Source organism: Anaerovibrio sp., assembly GCF_024697385.1.
In the GTDB taxonomy this organism is placed as follows: domain Bacteria; phylum Bacillota; class Negativicutes; order Selenomonadales; family Selenomonadaceae; genus Anaerovibrio.
This window is the reverse complement of sequence record NZ_JAILFV010000124.1, coordinates 1-18,081: the sequence shown is the minus strand read 5'-3', so window position 1 is coordinate 18,081 and position 18,081 is coordinate 1. Positions and strand designations below refer to the sequence as shown.

The 18,081-nt window shown below is 44.2% G+C and carries 15 protein-coding genes and 2 tRNA genes; 14 read left to right on the top strand and 3 right to left on the bottom strand.

Translation table 11 applies throughout. The annotated features are described in order from the left end of the window. Nucleotides 1-22 precede the first annotated feature (22 nt). From K6C05_RS07235 to K6C05_RS07170, 14 genes are all read left to right on the top strand, one after another. The gene (locus tag K6C05_RS07235) at nucleotides 23-2,005 is read left to right on the top strand and encodes a penicillin-binding transpeptidase domain-containing protein (RefSeq protein WP_296733062.1); all 1,983 of its coding nucleotides are present in this window, start codon (nucleotides 23-25) and stop codon (nucleotides 2,003-2,005) included. A 13-nt stretch (nucleotides 2,006-2,018) separates the two neighbouring features. Further along, entirely contained in the window at nucleotides 2,019-2,816 is a 798-nt protein-coding gene (locus K6C05_RS07230; protein ID WP_296733059.1) for a Cof-type HAD-IIB family hydrolase, read from the top strand. 42 nt (nucleotides 2,817-2,858) lie between these two features. Beyond that, nucleotides 2,859-3,761 carry an RNase adapter RapZ gene (gene rapZ, locus K6C05_RS07225; RefSeq protein WP_296733056.1) on the top strand — a complete coding sequence of 301 codons (903 nt, stop codon included), beginning with the start codon at nucleotides 2,859-2,861 and terminating at the stop codon, nucleotides 3,759-3,761. An 11-nt stretch (nucleotides 3,762-3,772) separates the two neighbouring features. After that, nucleotides 3,773-5,086 (top strand): YvcK family protein, encoded by a 1,314-nt coding sequence (locus K6C05_RS07220; RefSeq protein ID WP_296733053.1) that lies wholly within the window; start codon nucleotides 3,773-3,775, stop codon nucleotides 5,084-5,086. A gap of 19 nt (nucleotides 5,087-5,105) precedes the next feature. Next, nucleotides 5,106-6,062, top strand: coding sequence for a DNA-binding protein WhiA (whiA, locus tag K6C05_RS07215; protein WP_296733050.1), 957 nt, complete (start codon nucleotides 5,106-5,108; stop codon nucleotides 6,060-6,062). Further along, nucleotides 6,055-6,858 carry a polysaccharide deacetylase family protein gene (locus K6C05_RS07210; RefSeq protein WP_296733047.1) on the top strand — a complete coding sequence of 268 codons (804 nt, stop codon included), beginning with the start codon at nucleotides 6,055-6,057 and terminating at the stop codon, nucleotides 6,856-6,858. Before whiA ends, K6C05_RS07210 begins: the two co-directional genes overlap by 8 nt. 101 nt (nucleotides 6,859-6,959) lie before the next feature. After that, the gene (gene scfA, locus K6C05_RS07205; protein ID WP_173440576.1) at nucleotides 6,960-7,103 is read left to right on the top strand and encodes a six-cysteine ranthipeptide SCIFF; all 144 of its coding nucleotides are present in this window, start codon (nucleotides 6,960-6,962) and stop codon (nucleotides 7,101-7,103) included. A 294-nt stretch (nucleotides 7,104-7,397) separates the two neighbouring features. Continuing rightward, nucleotides 7,398-8,810, top strand: coding sequence for a thioether cross-link-forming SCIFF peptide maturase (gene scfB / locus K6C05_RS07200; protein WP_296733039.1), 1,413 nt, complete (start codon nucleotides 7,398-7,400; stop codon nucleotides 8,808-8,810). Between the two features lie 293 nt (nucleotides 8,811-9,103). Beyond that, nucleotides 9,104-10,117, top strand: a complete 1,014-nt coding sequence (gene gap / locus K6C05_RS07195) for a type I glyceraldehyde-3-phosphate dehydrogenase (RefSeq protein WP_296733036.1) — start codon at nucleotides 9,104-9,106, stop codon at nucleotides 10,115-10,117. Between the two features lie 104 nt (nucleotides 10,118-10,221). Then, a complete protein-coding gene (locus K6C05_RS07190; RefSeq protein WP_296733086.1) occupies nucleotides 10,222-11,421 on the top strand; it encodes a phosphoglycerate kinase in 1,200 nt (399 codons plus the stop codon). Nucleotides 11,422-11,623: 202 nt separating this feature from the next. Then, nucleotides 11,624-12,376, top strand: a complete 753-nt coding sequence (gene tpiA / locus K6C05_RS07185; protein ID WP_296733033.1) for a triose-phosphate isomerase — start codon at nucleotides 11,624-11,626, stop codon at nucleotides 12,374-12,376. Between the two features lie 18 nt (nucleotides 12,377-12,394). After that, nucleotides 12,395-13,927, top strand: a complete 1,533-nt coding sequence (gpmI, locus tag K6C05_RS07180; protein WP_296733030.1) for a 2,3-bisphosphoglycerate-independent phosphoglycerate mutase — start codon at nucleotides 12,395-12,397, stop codon at nucleotides 13,925-13,927. A gap of 119 nt (nucleotides 13,928-14,046) precedes the next feature. Beyond that, nucleotides 14,047-14,712, top strand: coding sequence for a hypothetical protein (locus K6C05_RS07175; RefSeq protein ID WP_363317177.1), 666 nt, complete (start codon nucleotides 14,047-14,049; stop codon nucleotides 14,710-14,712). Nucleotides 14,713-14,746: 34 nt separating this feature from the next. Further along, on the top strand, nucleotides 14,747-15,748 hold the full coding sequence (locus tag K6C05_RS07170; RefSeq protein ID WP_296733025.1) for a GGGtGRT protein: 1,002 nt from the start codon (nucleotides 14,747-14,749) through the stop codon (nucleotides 15,746-15,748). Between the two features lie 142 nt (nucleotides 15,749-15,890). Here K6C05_RS07170 and K6C05_RS07165 read toward each other — a convergent pair. The 3 genes from K6C05_RS07165 to K6C05_RS07155 form a co-directional block, all read right to left on the bottom strand. Then, nucleotides 15,891-15,965: transfer RNA gene (locus K6C05_RS07165), tRNA-Glu, on the bottom strand. A 49-nt stretch (nucleotides 15,966-16,014) separates the two neighbouring features. Further along, a complete protein-coding gene (gene gltX, locus K6C05_RS07160) occupies nucleotides 16,015-17,481 on the bottom strand; it encodes a glutamate--tRNA ligase (protein WP_296733022.1) in 1,467 nt (488 codons plus the stop codon). 272 nt (nucleotides 17,482-17,753) lie between these two features. Next, nucleotides 17,754-17,842: transfer RNA gene (locus K6C05_RS07155), tRNA-Ser, on the bottom strand. Nucleotides 17,843-18,081 lie beyond the last annotated feature (239 nt).

Below are 18,081 nucleotides of genomic sequence, written 5' to 3'. Positions count from 1 at the left end.
AAAGTATAATTTGGAGAAAAAAATGGCAAAAAGAAAAATTACTAGTAAAGTTTATGTTAATATAAGGCGCCTGGAAGTATTTATGTTATGTCTGATCTGCATTATAGTTGGGAGATTTTTTATACTTCAGGTCATTCAGGGGAATGATTTGGCAGAACGGGCGTTGCAGGATGCCCAGGACAATGTGGTGCGCCAGTCGCCCCGTGGGAAAATATTGGACAGAAATGGGCGTGAGCTTGCAATAAGCCGTATGGCCAAGCTTCTGGTTATACGGCCGGACCGTGTTGGCAATGATGAGGACATAGAGGTTCTTTCTGCTGAATTAAGTCCTATTATTGGTATTAAGGCAGAAACTATAGCCAATCGCATTCGTGAGGGCGGAACCTATTATGCAGTAAAGCACGGCCTTGAAAGTGATGAAGAGGCAGCCATCAATCAGCTTAAGAAGGATAAGGGCTATGAATGCATGTGGATGGATGATGAGGTCAAGCGATATTATCCGAATGATATGCTGGCAGCAAATGTGATAGGTTTTATTGGTATGGAAGACAGGGGCCTGGCTGGACTGGAATACTCCATGGACAGTATAGTCAAGGGAGATATTCAGGAAGACAGCATTCTGACGGATATGACGGGCAACACAATTTTTGATTCAATTTTTTCCTTTTCACAACACAGTTATCAGGGGGATAACTGTAAAACCGTCACCCTTACAATCGATGCTTCCATGCAGTTTATTGTGGAACAGATACTTGATAAAGCCATGGTAGATAACAGGCCAAAAGCAGTAACAGCCATAGTAATGAACCCAAAGAATGGTGAAATTCTGGCTATGGCCTCAAGACCAAGCTATAATCCAAATAAATTTGGGGATTATTCCATGGATGATATAAGAAACAGGGCGGTATCAGATATCTATGAGCCTGGTTCCACATTTAAGTCCATTGTGGCAGGTGCTGCACTGGAGGACGGAATTGTATCTCCGGAGCAGACCTTTTATGATCCAGGGCGCATTAATGTGTCCGAAAAACATATTCAGAATTGGAACGGTGAGAGCTTTGGTACGGTTACTTTTACTGACATTGTAAAAAACTCTATCAATACATGCTTTGCCATGATAGGGCAGTCCCTTTCCGGTCAGAGGCTGAATGAATATGCCAGAAGCTTTGGCTTTGGCGAACTTACAGGTATTGAATTGCCAGGAGAGGAACAGGGGATGCTGTTTCAGACTGACAAAATGTTGGATTCTGATGTAGCGACCATGTCCATAGGACAGAGTATTGCAGTTACTCCATTGCAGTTGGTTACAGCGATGGCAGCTATTGCTAACGATGGTGTTCTTTTAAAGCCACATATTGTCAAGGAAATCATTAATGCAGATGGTACCGTATATCAGCAAAAGGGCAGGGAGGAAGTGCGCAGGGTTCTGAGCTCGTCCACGGATAAGACCCTTGTTGGTCTGTTGGAACAGGTAGTGTCCTCGGGCGGTGGGCAGAAGGCTCAGGTAAAGGGCTACAGGATCGCCGGCAAAACCGGAACAGCTCAAAAGCCTAACAAGGATATGGCCGGTTATATGGACGGGCGATATATTGCATCTTTTTGTGGCTTCGCTCCGGTGGAAGATCCTGAAATGGTTTTATTGGTAGTAATTGATGATCCTACAGCAGGCCAGTTTTATGGTGGGCAGATAGCTGCTCCGGTGGCCAGTGAAATTTTTTCACAGCTGTTGCGCTACAAGCATATTGAACCATCCTCTGAGGTGCTTTTTGAAATGGAACAAAAGCAAAAAGCGGAACCGGTTGTAAGATTTGTAAAGCCTGTCCCACCGGGAAAACAGGTGATGCCGGATTTGAGCGGCCTGAGTATAAGGGAGGTATCCCAAAAACTTGGCGAATTGGGTTTGGGCTTCAATCTGCAGGGGACAGGATTGTCTTCAGGACAGAGTATTCCGGCTAATACCATTGTGGAACCGGGAACGACAGTTACGGTGTATTTTTCACCATAAGAGAGGAATAATTATGAAAGCAAAACTTTTTGTTACAGATATGGACGGAACATTGCTGAACAGTCAGAGACAGTTGACTGTTGGGGTAAAGACTGCAATCAGAAAGGCAGTTGATGCAGGAGTAATATTTACTGTTGCTACCGGCAGGATGCATGTATCTGCATTACCCTATGTAAAGGAATTGGGGCTCGATTTTCCGATTATTACCTATAATGGGGCATTGATTAAATCCGTGTCCGGGGAGGAGCTGTTTTCTTCATACCTGGATGAGGAGATAGTAAAGTCCTTATTGAAATATGCCCAGGAAAGGCATTTGCACATACAGCTTTATAATGACGATAAGCTGTATTTTCGTGAGGAAAGCCCAGAGGCTGCCTTCTATCAGCAGGCTGCAGGCGTGAAGGGTCAAGCTGTCGGTGACAGGCTATATGAATATGTGCACAAGGTTCCCAAAATGCTGATTGTTGCAGATACTCCCCAGAATGCAGATGTGCTGGTTCAGGATATAGGAGCGCGATTTGCAGGCAAGGTAGAAGCATTAAAATCAACAGATGTATATATTGAGCTGATAAAACCAGGCATCAATAAGGCTTCAGCTATAGCAAGATTGACAGAATTATATAATATTCCTAAGGAAGCAGTGCTGGCCATAGGTGATTCAAATAATGATATAACCATGATCAAGGCCGCACAGTATGGTGTAGCAATGGGGAATGCAAATGAAACAGTAAAGAAAGTGGCAAAATATCAGGTGGCTGATTGTAATCATGATGGTATTGCGGAGGCTATCCAGCGATTCTGCCTCGAATAAGGAAGGACCTTCCGGGGAGTTTTATATCACAAGGAGGCTTTTATGGATAGAGATGAAAAGCTCGATTTTATCATAGTAACTGGCATGTCTGGCAGTGGGAAGAGCCAGGCGTGTCGCTATATGGAGGATGTTGGTTATTTCGTGGTGGATAATCTGCCACCGGTATTTATCCCAAAGTTTGCTGAGCTGTGTCAGCATTCAGGTGGACATGTCAATAAGGTAGTTCTGGTTGTGGATACCCGAAGCAGGGAGTTTTTCGATACCTTTATTCATGTGCTTGAGAATATGGACCGTGATAACCAGCATTATGTAATGCTGTTTATGGATGCCTCAGATGCGGCAATAATCCGCAGGTATAAAGAAACCAGACGCCGTCATCCGATGGCACCAAGCTCCCGGATAAGTGAAGGAGTAGCCAAAGAGAGGGAGAGATTGGCCCCTATCAGAAATAAGGCTACATATATCATAGATACATCAGATTTGAGAAAAATTGAGCTTAAGGAGAAAATTCTCAAATTGTTCGCTGCCAAAGAAGGGGAAAAGTTAAATATCAATGTAATGTCCTTCGGTTTTAAATTTGGTATGCCACTGGATGCAGATCTGGTTTTTGATGTCAGATTTTTGCCTAATCCTTTTTATGTTGACTCCATGCGACATAAAAGTGGAGCCGTTCCTGAGGTGGAGCAGTATATAGAACAATGGCCTGTTACCAAGGAATTTGAAAAGCATTTGGACAGTATGATTGACTTTCTGGTACCACAATATGAAAAAGAAGGAAAGATGCAGTTGGTGATTGCAGTGGGCTGTACCGGCGGAATGCATCGCTCTGTTTTTATTGCAAAGCACATTTTTGACAGATTACAGGACCAGGGATATTTGGTCAATCTGGAGCATCGTGATTTGATGAAGAATGATGTGTGGGAGCATGTCCGCGAAGAACGCTGAGGTGTAGTGATATGAATTTTCTGAAATGGCTATATCCAGGTATGAAATTCAAACGCTGGCTGTTGCTGTTTGCATTTGGTGTTATGCTTGTCAGCCTGGGCATAGCAATCATGTTTAATTACAAATATATTGACAGTATAGAAGAAACGATATTCAGGACTGTTTATTTATGGTCAGGCGAATATACATATACTGCCACCGGAGTCATCGGTTCGGTGGTGGTGATACTGGGATTCTGTATCATGGTATTGGCTGCAAGATTTATTATTCAGTCAGTTATCTCGGTAGTATACCCATCCAGCTCAGAAAAACTGGTGGATTTAATTTATGAAAAGCGCATGCTGGGGAAAGGCCCTGCTGTGACAGTAGTGGGCGGTGGACACGGATTGTCGGTGCTCCTTCGGGGAATCAAGCAGGTCACTACCAATGTCACCGCAGTAGTTACGGTGGCGGATGATGGTGGATCTTCCGGGCGGCTGCGTGAGGAGCTGGGCATCATCCCACCAGGTGATTTGAGAAATTGCCTGGTTGCGCTGGCAGATACTGAGCCGCTGATGGAAAAATTGTTTCAGCACAGATTTGGCGGAAATAGTACCTTGACGGGCCACAGCTTTGGAAACCTGTTTATTGCTGCGATGTCTGAAGTAACTGGGGATATTGAAACTGCACTGATTGAGTCGTCAAAGGTTTTGGCCGTTAAGGGCAGAGTGCTGCCGGCCAGTAAAGAGCATGTACGACTGGATGCGATTATGGCAGATGGAAGTGTGGTTTGTGGTGAATCCCAGATTCCTGAGGCAAAAAAACGCATACATCGTGTCAAGCTGTTTCCGGAGCATGTGGAAGCAGTACAGTCATCATTGGATGCGATACGCGATGCCAATGCTATTGTTTTGGGCCCGGGGAGTTTATATACCAGTATCATGCCTAACCTTCTGGTAGAGGGTATCGGCGATGCAATTTGTCGTAGCAAAGCCATCAAGTTGTATGTATGCAATGTTATGACCCAGCCGGGAGAAACCGATGGTTACACTGCATCAATGCATGTAAAGGCTATTTTGGACCATGCCGGCAGACACGCTATCGATTATGTAATAGTTAATTCCACACCGGTTCCTGAAGAATTAAAGGCACAATATGCAAAAAAAGGAGCATATCCTGTAGAAGTAGATGAGGATGCCCTGAATGCTCTGGGAGTAGGGCTTATTAAGGCTGATCTGGTGACCGGCAAGGATGTTATTCATCATGATTCAAAAAAACTGGCCAGCACTGTAATGCGCGTGATTTACGGAATTAAGGCAGGACTGGATGATCTGAAGAAATATTAAATGGAATTTGGTGATTTTTATGCCATCATTTGCTGCTGATGTAAAGAACGAGCTGGCTCATCGGCTTGACAGAAAGAAATGTTGCCAGACAGCCGAATTGGCTGCTCTCCTGCGAATGGGGGCTTCCATGACATTGGGTCCGAATATGATGCTGGGGCTTAATTTCGTCACAGAAAATGCAGCAGTAGCCAGAAAAACCCTGACTTTGCTGAAGTCTATCAGTGATGTTCAAACTGAGGTTACAGTTAGCCGCAGCAGGAGATTGAAAAAAAATAACCGGTATATGCTGAGAGTTGTCCCATCGCCGCAGGTAAGACCCTTTATGGAAAAAATGGGTATGCTTGGTGAAACGGGTGGTTCAGTGGGCCGAGACACGGCACTTTTAAAAAAAAGCTGCTGTCGACATGCGTATTTAAGAGGGGCTTTTATGGGAGGCGGCAGTGTCAATCGGCCTGAAGCTGAGTGTCATCTGGAGCTTATGACCGGAAATTACGGCTTTGCTGATACTATCTATACAGTGCTGAAGAGGATGGCCTTTCCTGCCGGATTTACGGACAGGAAAAACCACTATATCATCTATATAAAAGATGGGGAAGCAATAATGGATTTTCTGTCCATTATTGGAGCTCACAAGGCCCTGGAAGAATTTGAAGGTGGGCGCAATTTAAAAGAAGTGCGTAATCAGGTCAATCGATTGGTGAACTGTGAAACTGCCAATTTGCAAAAAACTGTAGATGCCGCAGCGTATCAAAATGAATGCATAAAACTCATTGAGAACAGTGGCCGAATGGATGGCTTGTCCACGGCGTTACAAAAAACAGCTCAATGCAGAAGACAGCATCCTGATGCAACCCTGGCAGAATTGGCTGAGATGCTTTTGGTGAGTAAATCATGTGTCAATCATCGTCTCAGAAAATTGGTGACCTTGGCGGAAAATTTCAAAAAAACAGAGGATAAAGGTGAAAAGCTTGAATAAAAAAATGGCCCTGATAGCCACGGGTGTGGCATTGTTGGCAGTTTTACTTATTTTTTGTGGTATGCAGTTATTATCGATGCCCGATCCAAAGGGGATACCTATCCTTGAATATCATATGGTTCAGGCGGTGGATCCAGACAGGGCATATGAATACAATGTGCCACCGGATGAATTTGAGGCACAATTGGATTATTTGGAACAGGAAGGATATACTACCATATCAATTCGGGATTTCCTGCGTGCCAAAAAGGGGCTTCAGGACTTGCCGGATAAGCCTGTGATATTGACCTTTGATGATGGCTACAAGACCAATTACACAGAATTGCTGCCAATATTGGAAAAGAGAGGGTTAAAGGCCACTATATTTGTGGTGGTAAACGATATCGGCAAGGAAAGATATATGTCCTGGGATCAGCTGAGGGACATCCAGCATCGAGGAGTTGAAATAGGCAGTCATACAGCCAATCATCTACCTCTTGGTAAAATGGACAAAACCCAGGCAAGGGATGAAATGCGACTTTCAAAGCTGTTGATGGAATGGAATGGGATGGATACGATATATACCCTTTCCTATCCTAACGGGAGCTACAGCAATGAGCTGGTAGCTATGCTGAAGGAAGAGGAATATCTGGCGGCGGTTACCGGAGATTCGGGGCTAAATGATTTTGACACAGATCCATATTTGCTGCACAGAATAAATATACCTCATCCCATGTTTGGCATTACTGAATTTAAATGGCGCCTGATGAAGGGGAAGTTAATGACAAGGCTGGGGATATTCCAGCATAAGAGCTGATATTGGTCATATGAAGGCGTATTTATCCTGGGGTATTGCATATAACAATAAAAAGGTTTAAAATAACATAAGACTTTGTATGAGGCGAGGAGGTTATCTATATGAAGCATATTCAGACTGTAAATGCACCTACTTTGCAGGCTACCAAGAATTCCGGTGGTTGTGGTGAATGTCAGGCATCCTGCCAGTCCGCTTGCAAGACTTCTTGCACTGTTGGCAATCAGGTTTGTGAAAGCAAAAAATAATTATTGGCGAGAAGAGCTCCCGAAAAAGGGAGCTTTTTTACCGATAGGGCTGGGGTGGTTTTCAATTGATAACTGCTGCAGATATTGATGTAATAAAGTGACTGGCGCAAGCGGTCACTTTTCTTCGTGTGTAATATAACGAGCTTTAAGATGTCCCCCTCCGCTTTAGGTGGGGGAAAACAAACTACAACAGCTGGCGAGCATATCTCCCAGCTCGTTGAAACGCTAATTGGAAGATTTTTCTTCTAAAGAAGAAAAATTTGAACAATGGCGTTATAATTTTAGGAGAATGTGATGAATAAAGAAAAGCGAACTAAAATACATAAATTCATTCAAAATGGAATGTATATTTTACTGGATATAAACAGTGGCGCTGTTCATGTTATCGATGAAATGATTTATGATATCATGGATTATTATGATGGAAGCAATGACAGTGAAGTGCTGGAGCAGCTTGGGCACAAGTATGCTGTGGATGACCTCAGGGAGGCCTTGGAAGAGCTGCAGGCCTTGATTGGGAAACAGCAGCTGTTTGCCCCGGATATTGATGTTCCTCTGACCTTTAAATCAAAAGGGCTGGTAAAATCACTTTGCCTTATGACTGCCCATGACTGCAATATGCGCTGTAAATATTGCTTTGGGGATACCGGAGAGTATGGAGGAGAACGCCAGCTGATGAGCAAGGAGGTGGGCTGTGCGGCAGTAGACTATATTATAGAGCACAGTGGACCAAGAAAACATTGCGAAATCGACTTTTTTGGCGGTGAGCCGTTAATCAACATGCCTTTGGTGAAGGCGGTCACAGAATATGTCAGAAAGCGGGAAAAAGAAACAGGGAAGGAATTTAAACTCACCCTTACAACCAATGGCTTGGCACTTAATGATGATAACATACGCTGGCTTACTGATAATAACATAAGCATGGTTCTGAGTACGGATGGTCGCAAGGAAACCCACGATAATATGCGGCCGGATTGTGGTGGCCAGCCAACCTATGACAGGATTATGCGCAACTTCCGTAAATGTGTTGATGCCCGTAATGGTGACAATTATTACATGCGTGGCACTTATACGGCAGAGAATCTTGACTTTACCCAGGATGTTAAGGCCATGGCTGACGCCGGGTTCGATATTTTGTCCATGGAGCCGGTAGTACTCAAGGATTCTCCATATGCCCTTACTGAAGAAATGTTGCCTGAAATTTATGCAGAATACGATCGCCTTACCGAGTTTTACCTGAATCGGCATCGGGAAGGAAGAGGATTTTTCTTCTTCCATTTTAATATGGACCTGTCCAATGGGCCTTGTGTTGCCAAGAGACTTGCAGGATGTGGTGCAGGGCATGAGTATTATGCTGTGGCAGCAAATGGTGATTTGTATCCATGTCATCAGTTCGTAGGCAGAAAGAAGTACAATCTGGGTAATGTGTTTGACGACCTTAATGAAGGCGCTGAGAAAATTACCAGCTATTTCCGGGAATCCCATGTATTGAACAAGGAAAAATGCAAGGAATGCTGGGCAAGATTCTTCTGCAGCGGAGGATGCCATGCAAATGCAGATTTGTTTAATAATGATATTCGTATTCCTTATGAAACTGGTTGTGCAATCCAAAAGAAAAGACTGGAATGTGCATTGGCTGTCCAGGCGACGCTGGCCTTGGAGAAAATCAAGCAAAAGGACTATAATCCCTCCAATGCAAATTGCTGAATATCATTTATGGCATAAATAGCGAGTTAGATAAGCCTATTTTTATTACTTTTTCGTGATTGAGAAATTGGTTTAGTACGATATATATTATTTATGCTATAGTTACTAGAGGTTATGGATTTTGCGTTGACAATATATTGGAAATTGGTGTACTATTATATCAATTAAGAGATGTGGTGCACTGGGAAATAAAGAGCTTTCGTGCGCCTGCTTATGCAGGCGCATGTTGTTTTCTTCTGGTGTGTTCTCAAATTAAATTATCTATATAATATTTATTAGGGGGTATTTTTCAAATGGCAGTAAAAGTAGCTATTAATGGTTTTGGTCGTATTGGTCGTTTGGCATTTCGTCAGATGTTTGATGCTGAGGGTTATGAGGTTGTTGCAATCAACGATTTGACCAGCCCTAAGATGCTCGCTCATCTCCTGAAGTATGATTCTTCACAGGGCAGATACAAGTACGCAGATGCAGTTAGTGCCGGTGAAGATTCCATTACCGTTAACGGCAAGGAAATCAAGATTTATGCAAAGGCTAATGCTGCAGAGATTCCTTGGGGACAGCATGATGTAGATGTAGTTCTCGAGTGCACTGGTTTCTACACTTCCAAGGAAAAGGCTTCTGCTCATCTGCAGGCAGGTGCAAAGAAGGTTGTTATTTCTGCTCCGGCAGGCAAGGATCTCCCTACTGTTGTTTACAATGTAAACCACAAAATCCTTACCAAGGAGGATAAGGTTATTTCCGCAGCATCCTGCACCACCAACTGCTTGGCTCCAATGGCTAAGGCTTTGAATGATTTGGCTCCAATCAAGTCCGGTATCATGGCTACCATCCATGCTTATACTGGTGACCAGATGACTTTGGATGGCCCACAGCGTAAGGGTGACCTTCGTCGTTCCCGTGCAGCTGCTGTAAACATTGTTCCTAACTCCACTGGTGCTGCAAAGGCTATTGGCCTTGTAATTCCTGAGTTGGATGGCAAACTGATCGGTGCTGCTCAGCGCGTTCCTACCCCTACTGGTTCCACTACTCTCCTGTACGCTGTAGTTGAGGGTAATGTTACTGTAGATCAGGTTAATGCTGCAATGAAGGCACAGGCTACTGAGTCCTTCGGTTACAATGAGGATGAAATCGTTTCCAGCGATATCGTTGGTATGAGATACGGTTCCCTCTTTGATGCTACTCAGACCATGGTTAGCCCTGTAGGCAACGGCACTACCCAGGTTCAGGTTGTTTCCTGGTATGATAACGAGAACTCCTACACCAGCCAGATGGTTCGTACCATTAAGTATTTCGCTGAGTTAGGCTGATAATCGGTTATCACAAAACAATATTAAAAAAGATCCATTGAGGTCCGGCCTTTTGTTTGGGCCGGACCTATTTTGTTAAGCGGAGGTTTTGTATTGATATGGGAATGAATAAGAAAACCATTAAAGATGTTAATCTCAACGGCAAGAAGGTTTTTTGCCGTGTGGATTATAATGTTCCTTTTGATGAGAATATGAATATCACAAATGATACCCGTATTCAGGCAACCAAGGACACGGTTACCTATATGTTGGAGCAAGGGGCTGCTGTAATTTTGGCCTGCCACATTGGCCGTCCTACTGAGGCCCGTGAAGAGAAGTTCTCCACCAAGCATATAGTAAAGCGCGTATCCGAGGTAATGGGTGTTGATGTTAAGTGGGTAGCTGATTGCGTTGGTCCGGAGGCAGAAAAGGCAGCTGCTGACCTTAAGCCTGGTGAAGTTCTTTTGTTGGAGAACCTCCGTTATCACAAGGAAGAAAAGAAAAATGACCCTGAATTTGCCAAGAAGCTGGCTTCCTTGGCTGATATCGCTGTAAATGATGCATTTGGTGTATCACATCGTGCTCATGCAGCTAATGTGGGCGTGTCTGACTATTTGGAAACTGTTGCCGGATTCCTTATGGAAAAGGAAATTAAGTTTATCGGTCAGACCCTGGAAGCTCCTAAGCGTCCATTTGTTGCCATCATTGGTGGTGCCAAGGTATCTGACAAGATTGGTGTTATTTCCAATATGATTGAAAAGGTTGATACCATCATTATCGGTGGTGGTATGGCTCATACCTTCGATGCAGCCAAGGGCTTGCCGGTTGGTAACTCCATTTGCGAGAAGGATAAATTTGAGGAAGCACTCGAGCAGTTGAAAAAGGCTGAGGAGAAGGGTGTAACTGTAGTATTGCCTGTAGATCTCACAATCGCTGATAAGTTTGCTGCTGATGCCAAGACTCAGATTGTAGATGTTGACAAGGTTCCTGAAGGGTGGGAAGCACTGGATTCCGGCCCTAAGACCTGTGATGAATATGTTGCTGCGCTCGAGGGTGCTAAGACTGTTATCTGGAATGGCCCTATGGGCGTATTTGAATTTGATGCCTTTGCAAAGGGAACTTTGGCTGTGGCTGAAGCTGTTGCTAAGGCCACTGAGAATGGTGCTACTTCAATTGTTGGTGGCGGTGACTCCATCGCAGCCTTGAAGAAGACTGGACTTTCTGACAAGATTTCCCATATTTCCACTGGTGGCGGTGCTACTCTTGAGTTCCTGGAAGGAAAGGTATTGCCAGGTATAGCTGCAATCGCTGACAAGAATATTTAAGGCGTGTTTTTGCGCGTGTATTTTGCTTGAGACTTTGAACCCTTTTGTCCGGTATTCACGATGCCAAGATTCTCATCCACCGGAGTGGAGAGACATCTGTGTAGGGTAACGGGGGAATTCGTTTGAATTCGGTGGGAGGCCAATCCTTCCACTGAACAAGTCTCATTTTATGTATAGATAATTTAAGGAGGAATATTTAATTATGGCTCGTAGACCTATTATTGCCGGTAACTGGAAGATGAACAATACTATTGCTGAGGGTGTTAAGCTGGTTAAGGAATTGGCTCCATTGGTAGCAGATGTTGATTCTGTTGATGTAGTGGCTTGCCCTACTGCTACTGCTTTGGCTGCAGTAACTGAGGCTTGTAAGGGCACCAAGATTCATGTTGGTGCACAGAATGTTCATTGGGAACCAAAAGGTGCCTATACTGGCGAAATTTCTACCGGAATGCTTACTGAGATTGGCGTAGAATATGTTGTTCTTGGCCACTCCGAGCGTCGTGATTATTTCGGTGAAACTGATGAAGGGGTAAACAAGCGTGCTCGTGCTGCTTTTGCTGCAGGTCTTACTCCTATCATTTGCTGTGGTGAGTCCCTGGAAATCCGTGAGGCTGGTACCTATATCGCTCATGTTGTAAAACAGATCAAGGCTGCTCTTGATGGCTTTACTGCAGATGAAGTTTCCAAGCTGGTTATTGCTTATGAGCCAATCTGGGCTATTGGTACCGGTAAGACTGCTACATTTGAGCAGGCTGAGGAAGTATGCAAGGCCATCCGTGAGGCCGTTGCTGAAGTATTTGGTCAGGCTGCAGCTGATGCAATCCGCATTCAGTATGGTGGTTCTGTAAAGCCAGCTACTATTAAGGATCTCATGGCTCAGCCAAATGTAGATGGTGCTCTGGTTGGTGGCGCTTCCCTGAAGGCTGCTGACTTCTCCGCTATTGTAAAATTCTAATTTGAGGTTGATGCGATAATGGCAAAATTAAAAAATGCACCAGTTGCATTGATTATCATGGATGGTTATGGCAACGGCAAAACCGACGATGCCAATAATGCTATTCAGATTGCTAAAACTCCTGTAATAGATGGGTTGCGGCAGAATTTTCCAACAACTCACATTCAGGCTTCTGGTGAGTATGTTGGATTACCTGACGGGCAGATGGGAAATTCCGAAGTTGGACATACTAATATAGGTGCAGGCCGGATTATTTATCAGGCTCTCACCCGTATTACCAAGGCTATCAAGGATGGAGAGTTTTTCAAAAATGAAGCACTCCTGAGTGTGGCTGCCGATGCAAAGGCTAAAGGTGGTGCACTGCATTTAATGGGCCTTGTATCTCCAGGTGGTGTTCACAGTCATAGCGAGCACCTGTATGGACTTCTGGAGTTTGCCAAAAAGCAGGGCATAAATGATGTTTATGTGCATGCTTTCTTGGACGGCCGAGATGTAGATCCTTCATCTGCTGCTGAGTATGTTGCAGATTTGGAGGCAAAAATTGCTGAAATCGGTTGTGGTAAAATAGCAACTATTGCAGGCCGCTATTATGCAATGGACCGCGACAAGCGTTGGGATCGTGTTCAGAAGGCTTATGATGCTATTGCCCAGGCCAAAGGTGCAGCTGCTGATGATGCCGTTGCCGGCGTCAAGGCATCATATGCAGCTGAGGTTACAGATGAGTTCGTAGTTCCTGCCGTAGTAGGTGATTACAAGGGGATGAATGACGGCGATGGCGTGATATTCTTCAATTTCCGTCCTGACCGTGCCCGTGAACTTACCCATGCCTTTACAGATGCTTCTTTCGATGGCTTTCCACGCAAGGAGTTGAAACTTTCCTTTGCTACCATGACCCAGTATGAAGAGGGCCTCAATGTTAAGGTGGCTTATCCACCTGAATCAATTGAAAATACCTTGGGTGCTGTTATAGCAAAAAATGGTATGACTCAGCTGCGCATTGCCGAGACAGAAAAGTATGCGCATGTCACCTTCTTCTTTAATGGTGGTGTTGAAGAACCTTATAAGGGAGAGGATCGCATCCTGGTACCGTCTCCAAAGGTAGCTACCTATGATTTGCAGCCTGAGATGAGTGCTATCGAGGTAACTGATAAGGTTGTAGAGGCCATTAAGTCCGGCAAATATGATTTTATTATTCTGAATTATGCCAATGGTGATATGGTCGGCCATACCGGTGTGCTTGAAGCGGCCGTAAAGGCTGTAGAAACAGTGGATACCTGTGTGGGCAGGTTTGTTAAAGCAATCCGGGAGGTTGGCGGTGATGTTTGTATTACAGCTGACCACGGAAATGCAGATCAGATGGTAGATCCTGAATCTGGAGCACCATTTACTGCGCATACCACGAACCCTGTACCATTCATTGTAGTATCCGATCGTGTAGGTTGGATTGCCAGTGATGGTGCGCTTTGTGATATTGCACCAACATTGCTTACACTGGCTGGGATGGATATCCCTGCAGAGATGACAGGCTCGCCACTGGTTAAGCTGAAGTAATGAATGTTGTTTGAGGTATATGAGTTTGGCGATCCTGCTTGGATCGCCGGATTCAGTGTATTATATTATAGTGAAGAGAGGAATACGAAATGATTTATTATGATAAGCATGTTGAAGACATGACATGCATTGCAAAAGAAGTAAACCATGGTCCAGCTCCAATTCCTGAAGAAGGCAAGTGGGTTCAGTCCAAGGAGATCAAGGATATCAGCGGCCTGACTCATGGTATTGGTTGGTGTGCTCCTCAGCAGGGTGGTTGTAAGCTGACCCTGAATGTTAAGGATGGTATTATTGAAGAAGCTTTGGTAGAAACCATTGGTTGCTCCGGTATGACCCATTCTGCTGCTATGGCATCTGAAATCCTTCCAGGCAAAACTATTTTGGAAGCATTGAATACTGACCTGGTTTGTGATGCTATTAATACCGCAATGCGTGAGTTGTTCCTGCAGATTGTTTACGGCCGTACTCAGACTGCATTCTCTGATGATGGTCTGCCTGTAGGTGCAGGTCTTGATGACCTTGGTAAAGGCCTCCGCAGCCAGGTAGGTACTTTGTATTCGACTAAGCTGAAGGGTCCTCGTTACCTCGAATTGGCAGAAGGCTATGTTACAAAGATGGCTATTGATAGTGAAGACCGTGTAATTGGTTATGAGGTTGTTCATCTTGGCAAGGCTATGGAAGCTATTGCTGCTGGTGTTGATGCTAATGAAGCAATCAAGAAAAACACCTCTACTAAGGGCCGTTATGCGGATGCTGCCCGTTACATCGATCCTCGTAAGGAATAATTTGAGATAACGAACAGGAAGGACTGAAATAGAAATGGCATTATTTGAAGGCTATGAGCGCCGTATTGACGGTATTAATGAAGTTTGCAAAAAATATGGTATTGCTTCCATTGAAGCTGCCGCTGATATTTGTAAGGAAAAGGGCTTTGACCCAGCTGCTATCGTTTCTGACCTGCAGCCAATATGTTTTGAGAACGCAAAGTGGGCCTATACTCTTGGTGCTGCTATTGCTATCAAGAAGGGTGTAAAGTCCGCTGCTGATGCTGCCAAGGCAATTGGTGAGGGCCTCCAGGCATTTTGTGTACCTGGCTCTGTTGCAGACCATCGTAAGGTAGGTCTTGGTCATGGTAATCTGGCTGCCATGCTTTTGACTGAGGATGCTGAGTGCTTCGCATTCCTGGCTGGTCATGAGTCTTTTGCAGCTGCTGAGGGTGCTATTGGTATTGCACAGACTGCCAATAAGGTCCGCAAGAATCCACTTCGTGTAATTCTGAATGGTCTTGGTAAGGATGCAGCTCAGATTATTTCCCGTATCAATGGCTTTACTTATGTTCAGACTCAGTATGATTATAAAGCAGGTAAGGTTAATGTTGTTAAAGAGGTTCCTTATTCTGATGGCCCTCGTGCAAAGGTTAAATGCTATGGTGCAGATTCTGTTCCAGAGGGTGTTGCTATCATGCACCTGGAGAAGGTAGATATTTCCATTACTGGTAATTCCACCAACCCTACCCGTTTCCAGCATCCGGTAGCCGGTACCTACAAGAAGGAATGCAACGAGCAGGGTAAGAAGTATTTCTCCGTTGCTTCCGGTGGTGGTACTGGTCGTACACTGCATCCTGATAATATGGCTGCAGGTCCTGCTTCTTATGGTATGACTGATACTCTTGGTCGTATGCATTCTGATGCACAGTTTGCCGGATCTTCTTCCGTACCTGCTCATGTAGATATGATGGGCCTGATTGGTGCCGGCAACAACCCAATGGTTGGCATGTCTGTTGCAGTTGCAGTTGCAGTTTCTGAGGCTATGAATAAATAAGATATTCCCATGTGGATAAAAAGGGCTTCCGCTTTTGCGGAAGCCCTTTTGCTTTGAAAATAACTGTATGTCACTATATCCAAATAAGACTTTTTAAATTAAATACAAAAAAGCTCAGGACCAGGTCCTGAGCTGAAATATCTGGTGACGCGTAGGGGATTCGAACCCCTGAAGCCGCCGTGAGAGGGCGGAGTCTTAACCACTTGACCAACGCGCCGTTGACAAAATATATAATATAATAAATAGGAAATTAAGTCAAGTATTTTTTATTTAATTTTATCTAATCCGCAATTTAAACGATGGATAGACTCATCCTTACCCAGAAGATAAAGCAGCTCAGTTACACCACCAGGTGTTACTTTTTGCCCAGAAAGAGCGATGCGGATAGGCCACATAAATGTTCCCATTTTAATTCCACTATCAGCAATAGCTGGCTGTAATATATCGTCAATTCCTTCCGGGGTCCATTTTTCAATTTTATTGATGATATCAATAGCCAAAGGAATGATTTCAGCAGCTTTTTCAGGAGTCACCTTATTGCGCTTGTTGTTATAAAGGTCAATGTCGTAAGACGGCAATTCCTTAAAAAAGCCAATCTGGTCAGGGATTTCATTGAAGCGGTGTATACGGGTCTGCAACAGTAAAGCAAGGTATTCCCATTTTTCACCTAAGGTTTCGGCAATTATGCCACCAAATGCCTTTGACTCACGGGCAAATTCTGCTGCATCCATAGCCTTAAAGTATTCACTGTTGAACCAGTCCAGCTTGTTATAATCAAATACAGCAGGAGATTTGCTGAGTCCATCAAGAGAGAACTTGTTCATAAGGTCTTCCATGGAGAACAGTTCCTGTTCGGATTTTGGACTCCAGCCTAAAAGCGCAACATAATTGGTGATGGCTTCCGGCAGGAAACCCATATCAACAAGCTGACTAAAGCCGGTTGCACCATGACGCTTGGACAATTTTGAGATAGAGCCATCGGGATTTTTGCCCATTACAGGTGGCAAATGAATGAAAACTGGAGGCTCCCACCCAAAATATTGATATAACAGTACATGTTTTGGAGTTGAGGTAATGAATTCAGTTCCACGGAAAACATGGCTGATATTCATTAAATGGTCATCAATAACATTGGCAAAATTGTAGGTAGGCATACCGTCACGCTTTAAAATTACCTGGTCTTCAAGTGTGTCACAGGCTATGGTAATGTTGCCATGTACCACATCATGGAAGGTAACTTCGCCATCCAGTGGCATTTTTTGTCTTATAACATATGGTCTGCCCTCAGCTAAATATTGATCGATAACAGACTGATCCAAATCGCGGCAGGCCCGGTTGTATCCACCAAAGGATTTTGCATCGCCAGCTTCCTGCATGGAATGCTGTTCTTCGCTGCAATCGTTGCAGAAACACCTGTAGGCATGACCGCTTTCAATCAGCTCTTCAGCGTATTTCTTGTATATATCCATGCGTTGGCTCTGAATGTACGGTCCGCAGTCACCGCCTATGTCAGGGCCCTCATTGGGAATTATGTTGGCTGCTTTTAAGGTGTTTTGTATGAATTCCACAGCATCATCAACATATCTTTTTTGGTCAGTATCCTCGATACGAAGCAAAAAATCTCCTTTATTGGCCTTGGCAAATAAGTAGCCATAAAGTGCGGTACGCAGATTACCGATGTGCATATAGCCAGTAGGGCTAGGTGCAAAACGGGTTCTAACACGGTTTGTCAATTTTGATTCCTCCAAAAAAAGAGATTGCCGGAGCAAACTCTTAGATAATACACAACAAGGTGTAGGGTCAAGGTATTGTGTTCCCAACAAATATTACTGGCGTTGGCGTGCAGAATAGCCTTCTTTCCAGTGAGCATCACTAAACTCAAGCTTCGTTTCATTTGCTTTCGTTAAGTGTTGCTGGCACGAAAGTACGGCGTGCAGAATAGCCTTCTTTCCAGTGAGCATCACTAGACTCAAGCTTCGTTTCACTTGCTTTCGTTAAGTGTTGCTGGCAGAGAGGGTGGGATTCGAACCCACGGTGGCTATTAACCACACTTGATTTCGAGTCAAGCACCTTCGACCACTCGGACACCTCTCCGTAAAAGTGCTATACATGTCTATACGGCAAAAGCATAGCAATAGTATTATATAACATATTCATGCAAAAATAAAGACAACCTGAGGATAAACCTTATCGGTTATAACGAGCTTTAAGATGTCCCCTTCCTCTTTAGGTGGGGGAAAACAAACTACAACAGCTGGCGAGCATATCTCCCAGCTCGTTGAAACGCTAATTGGAAGATTTTTCTTCTAAAGAAGAAAAATTTGAACAATGGC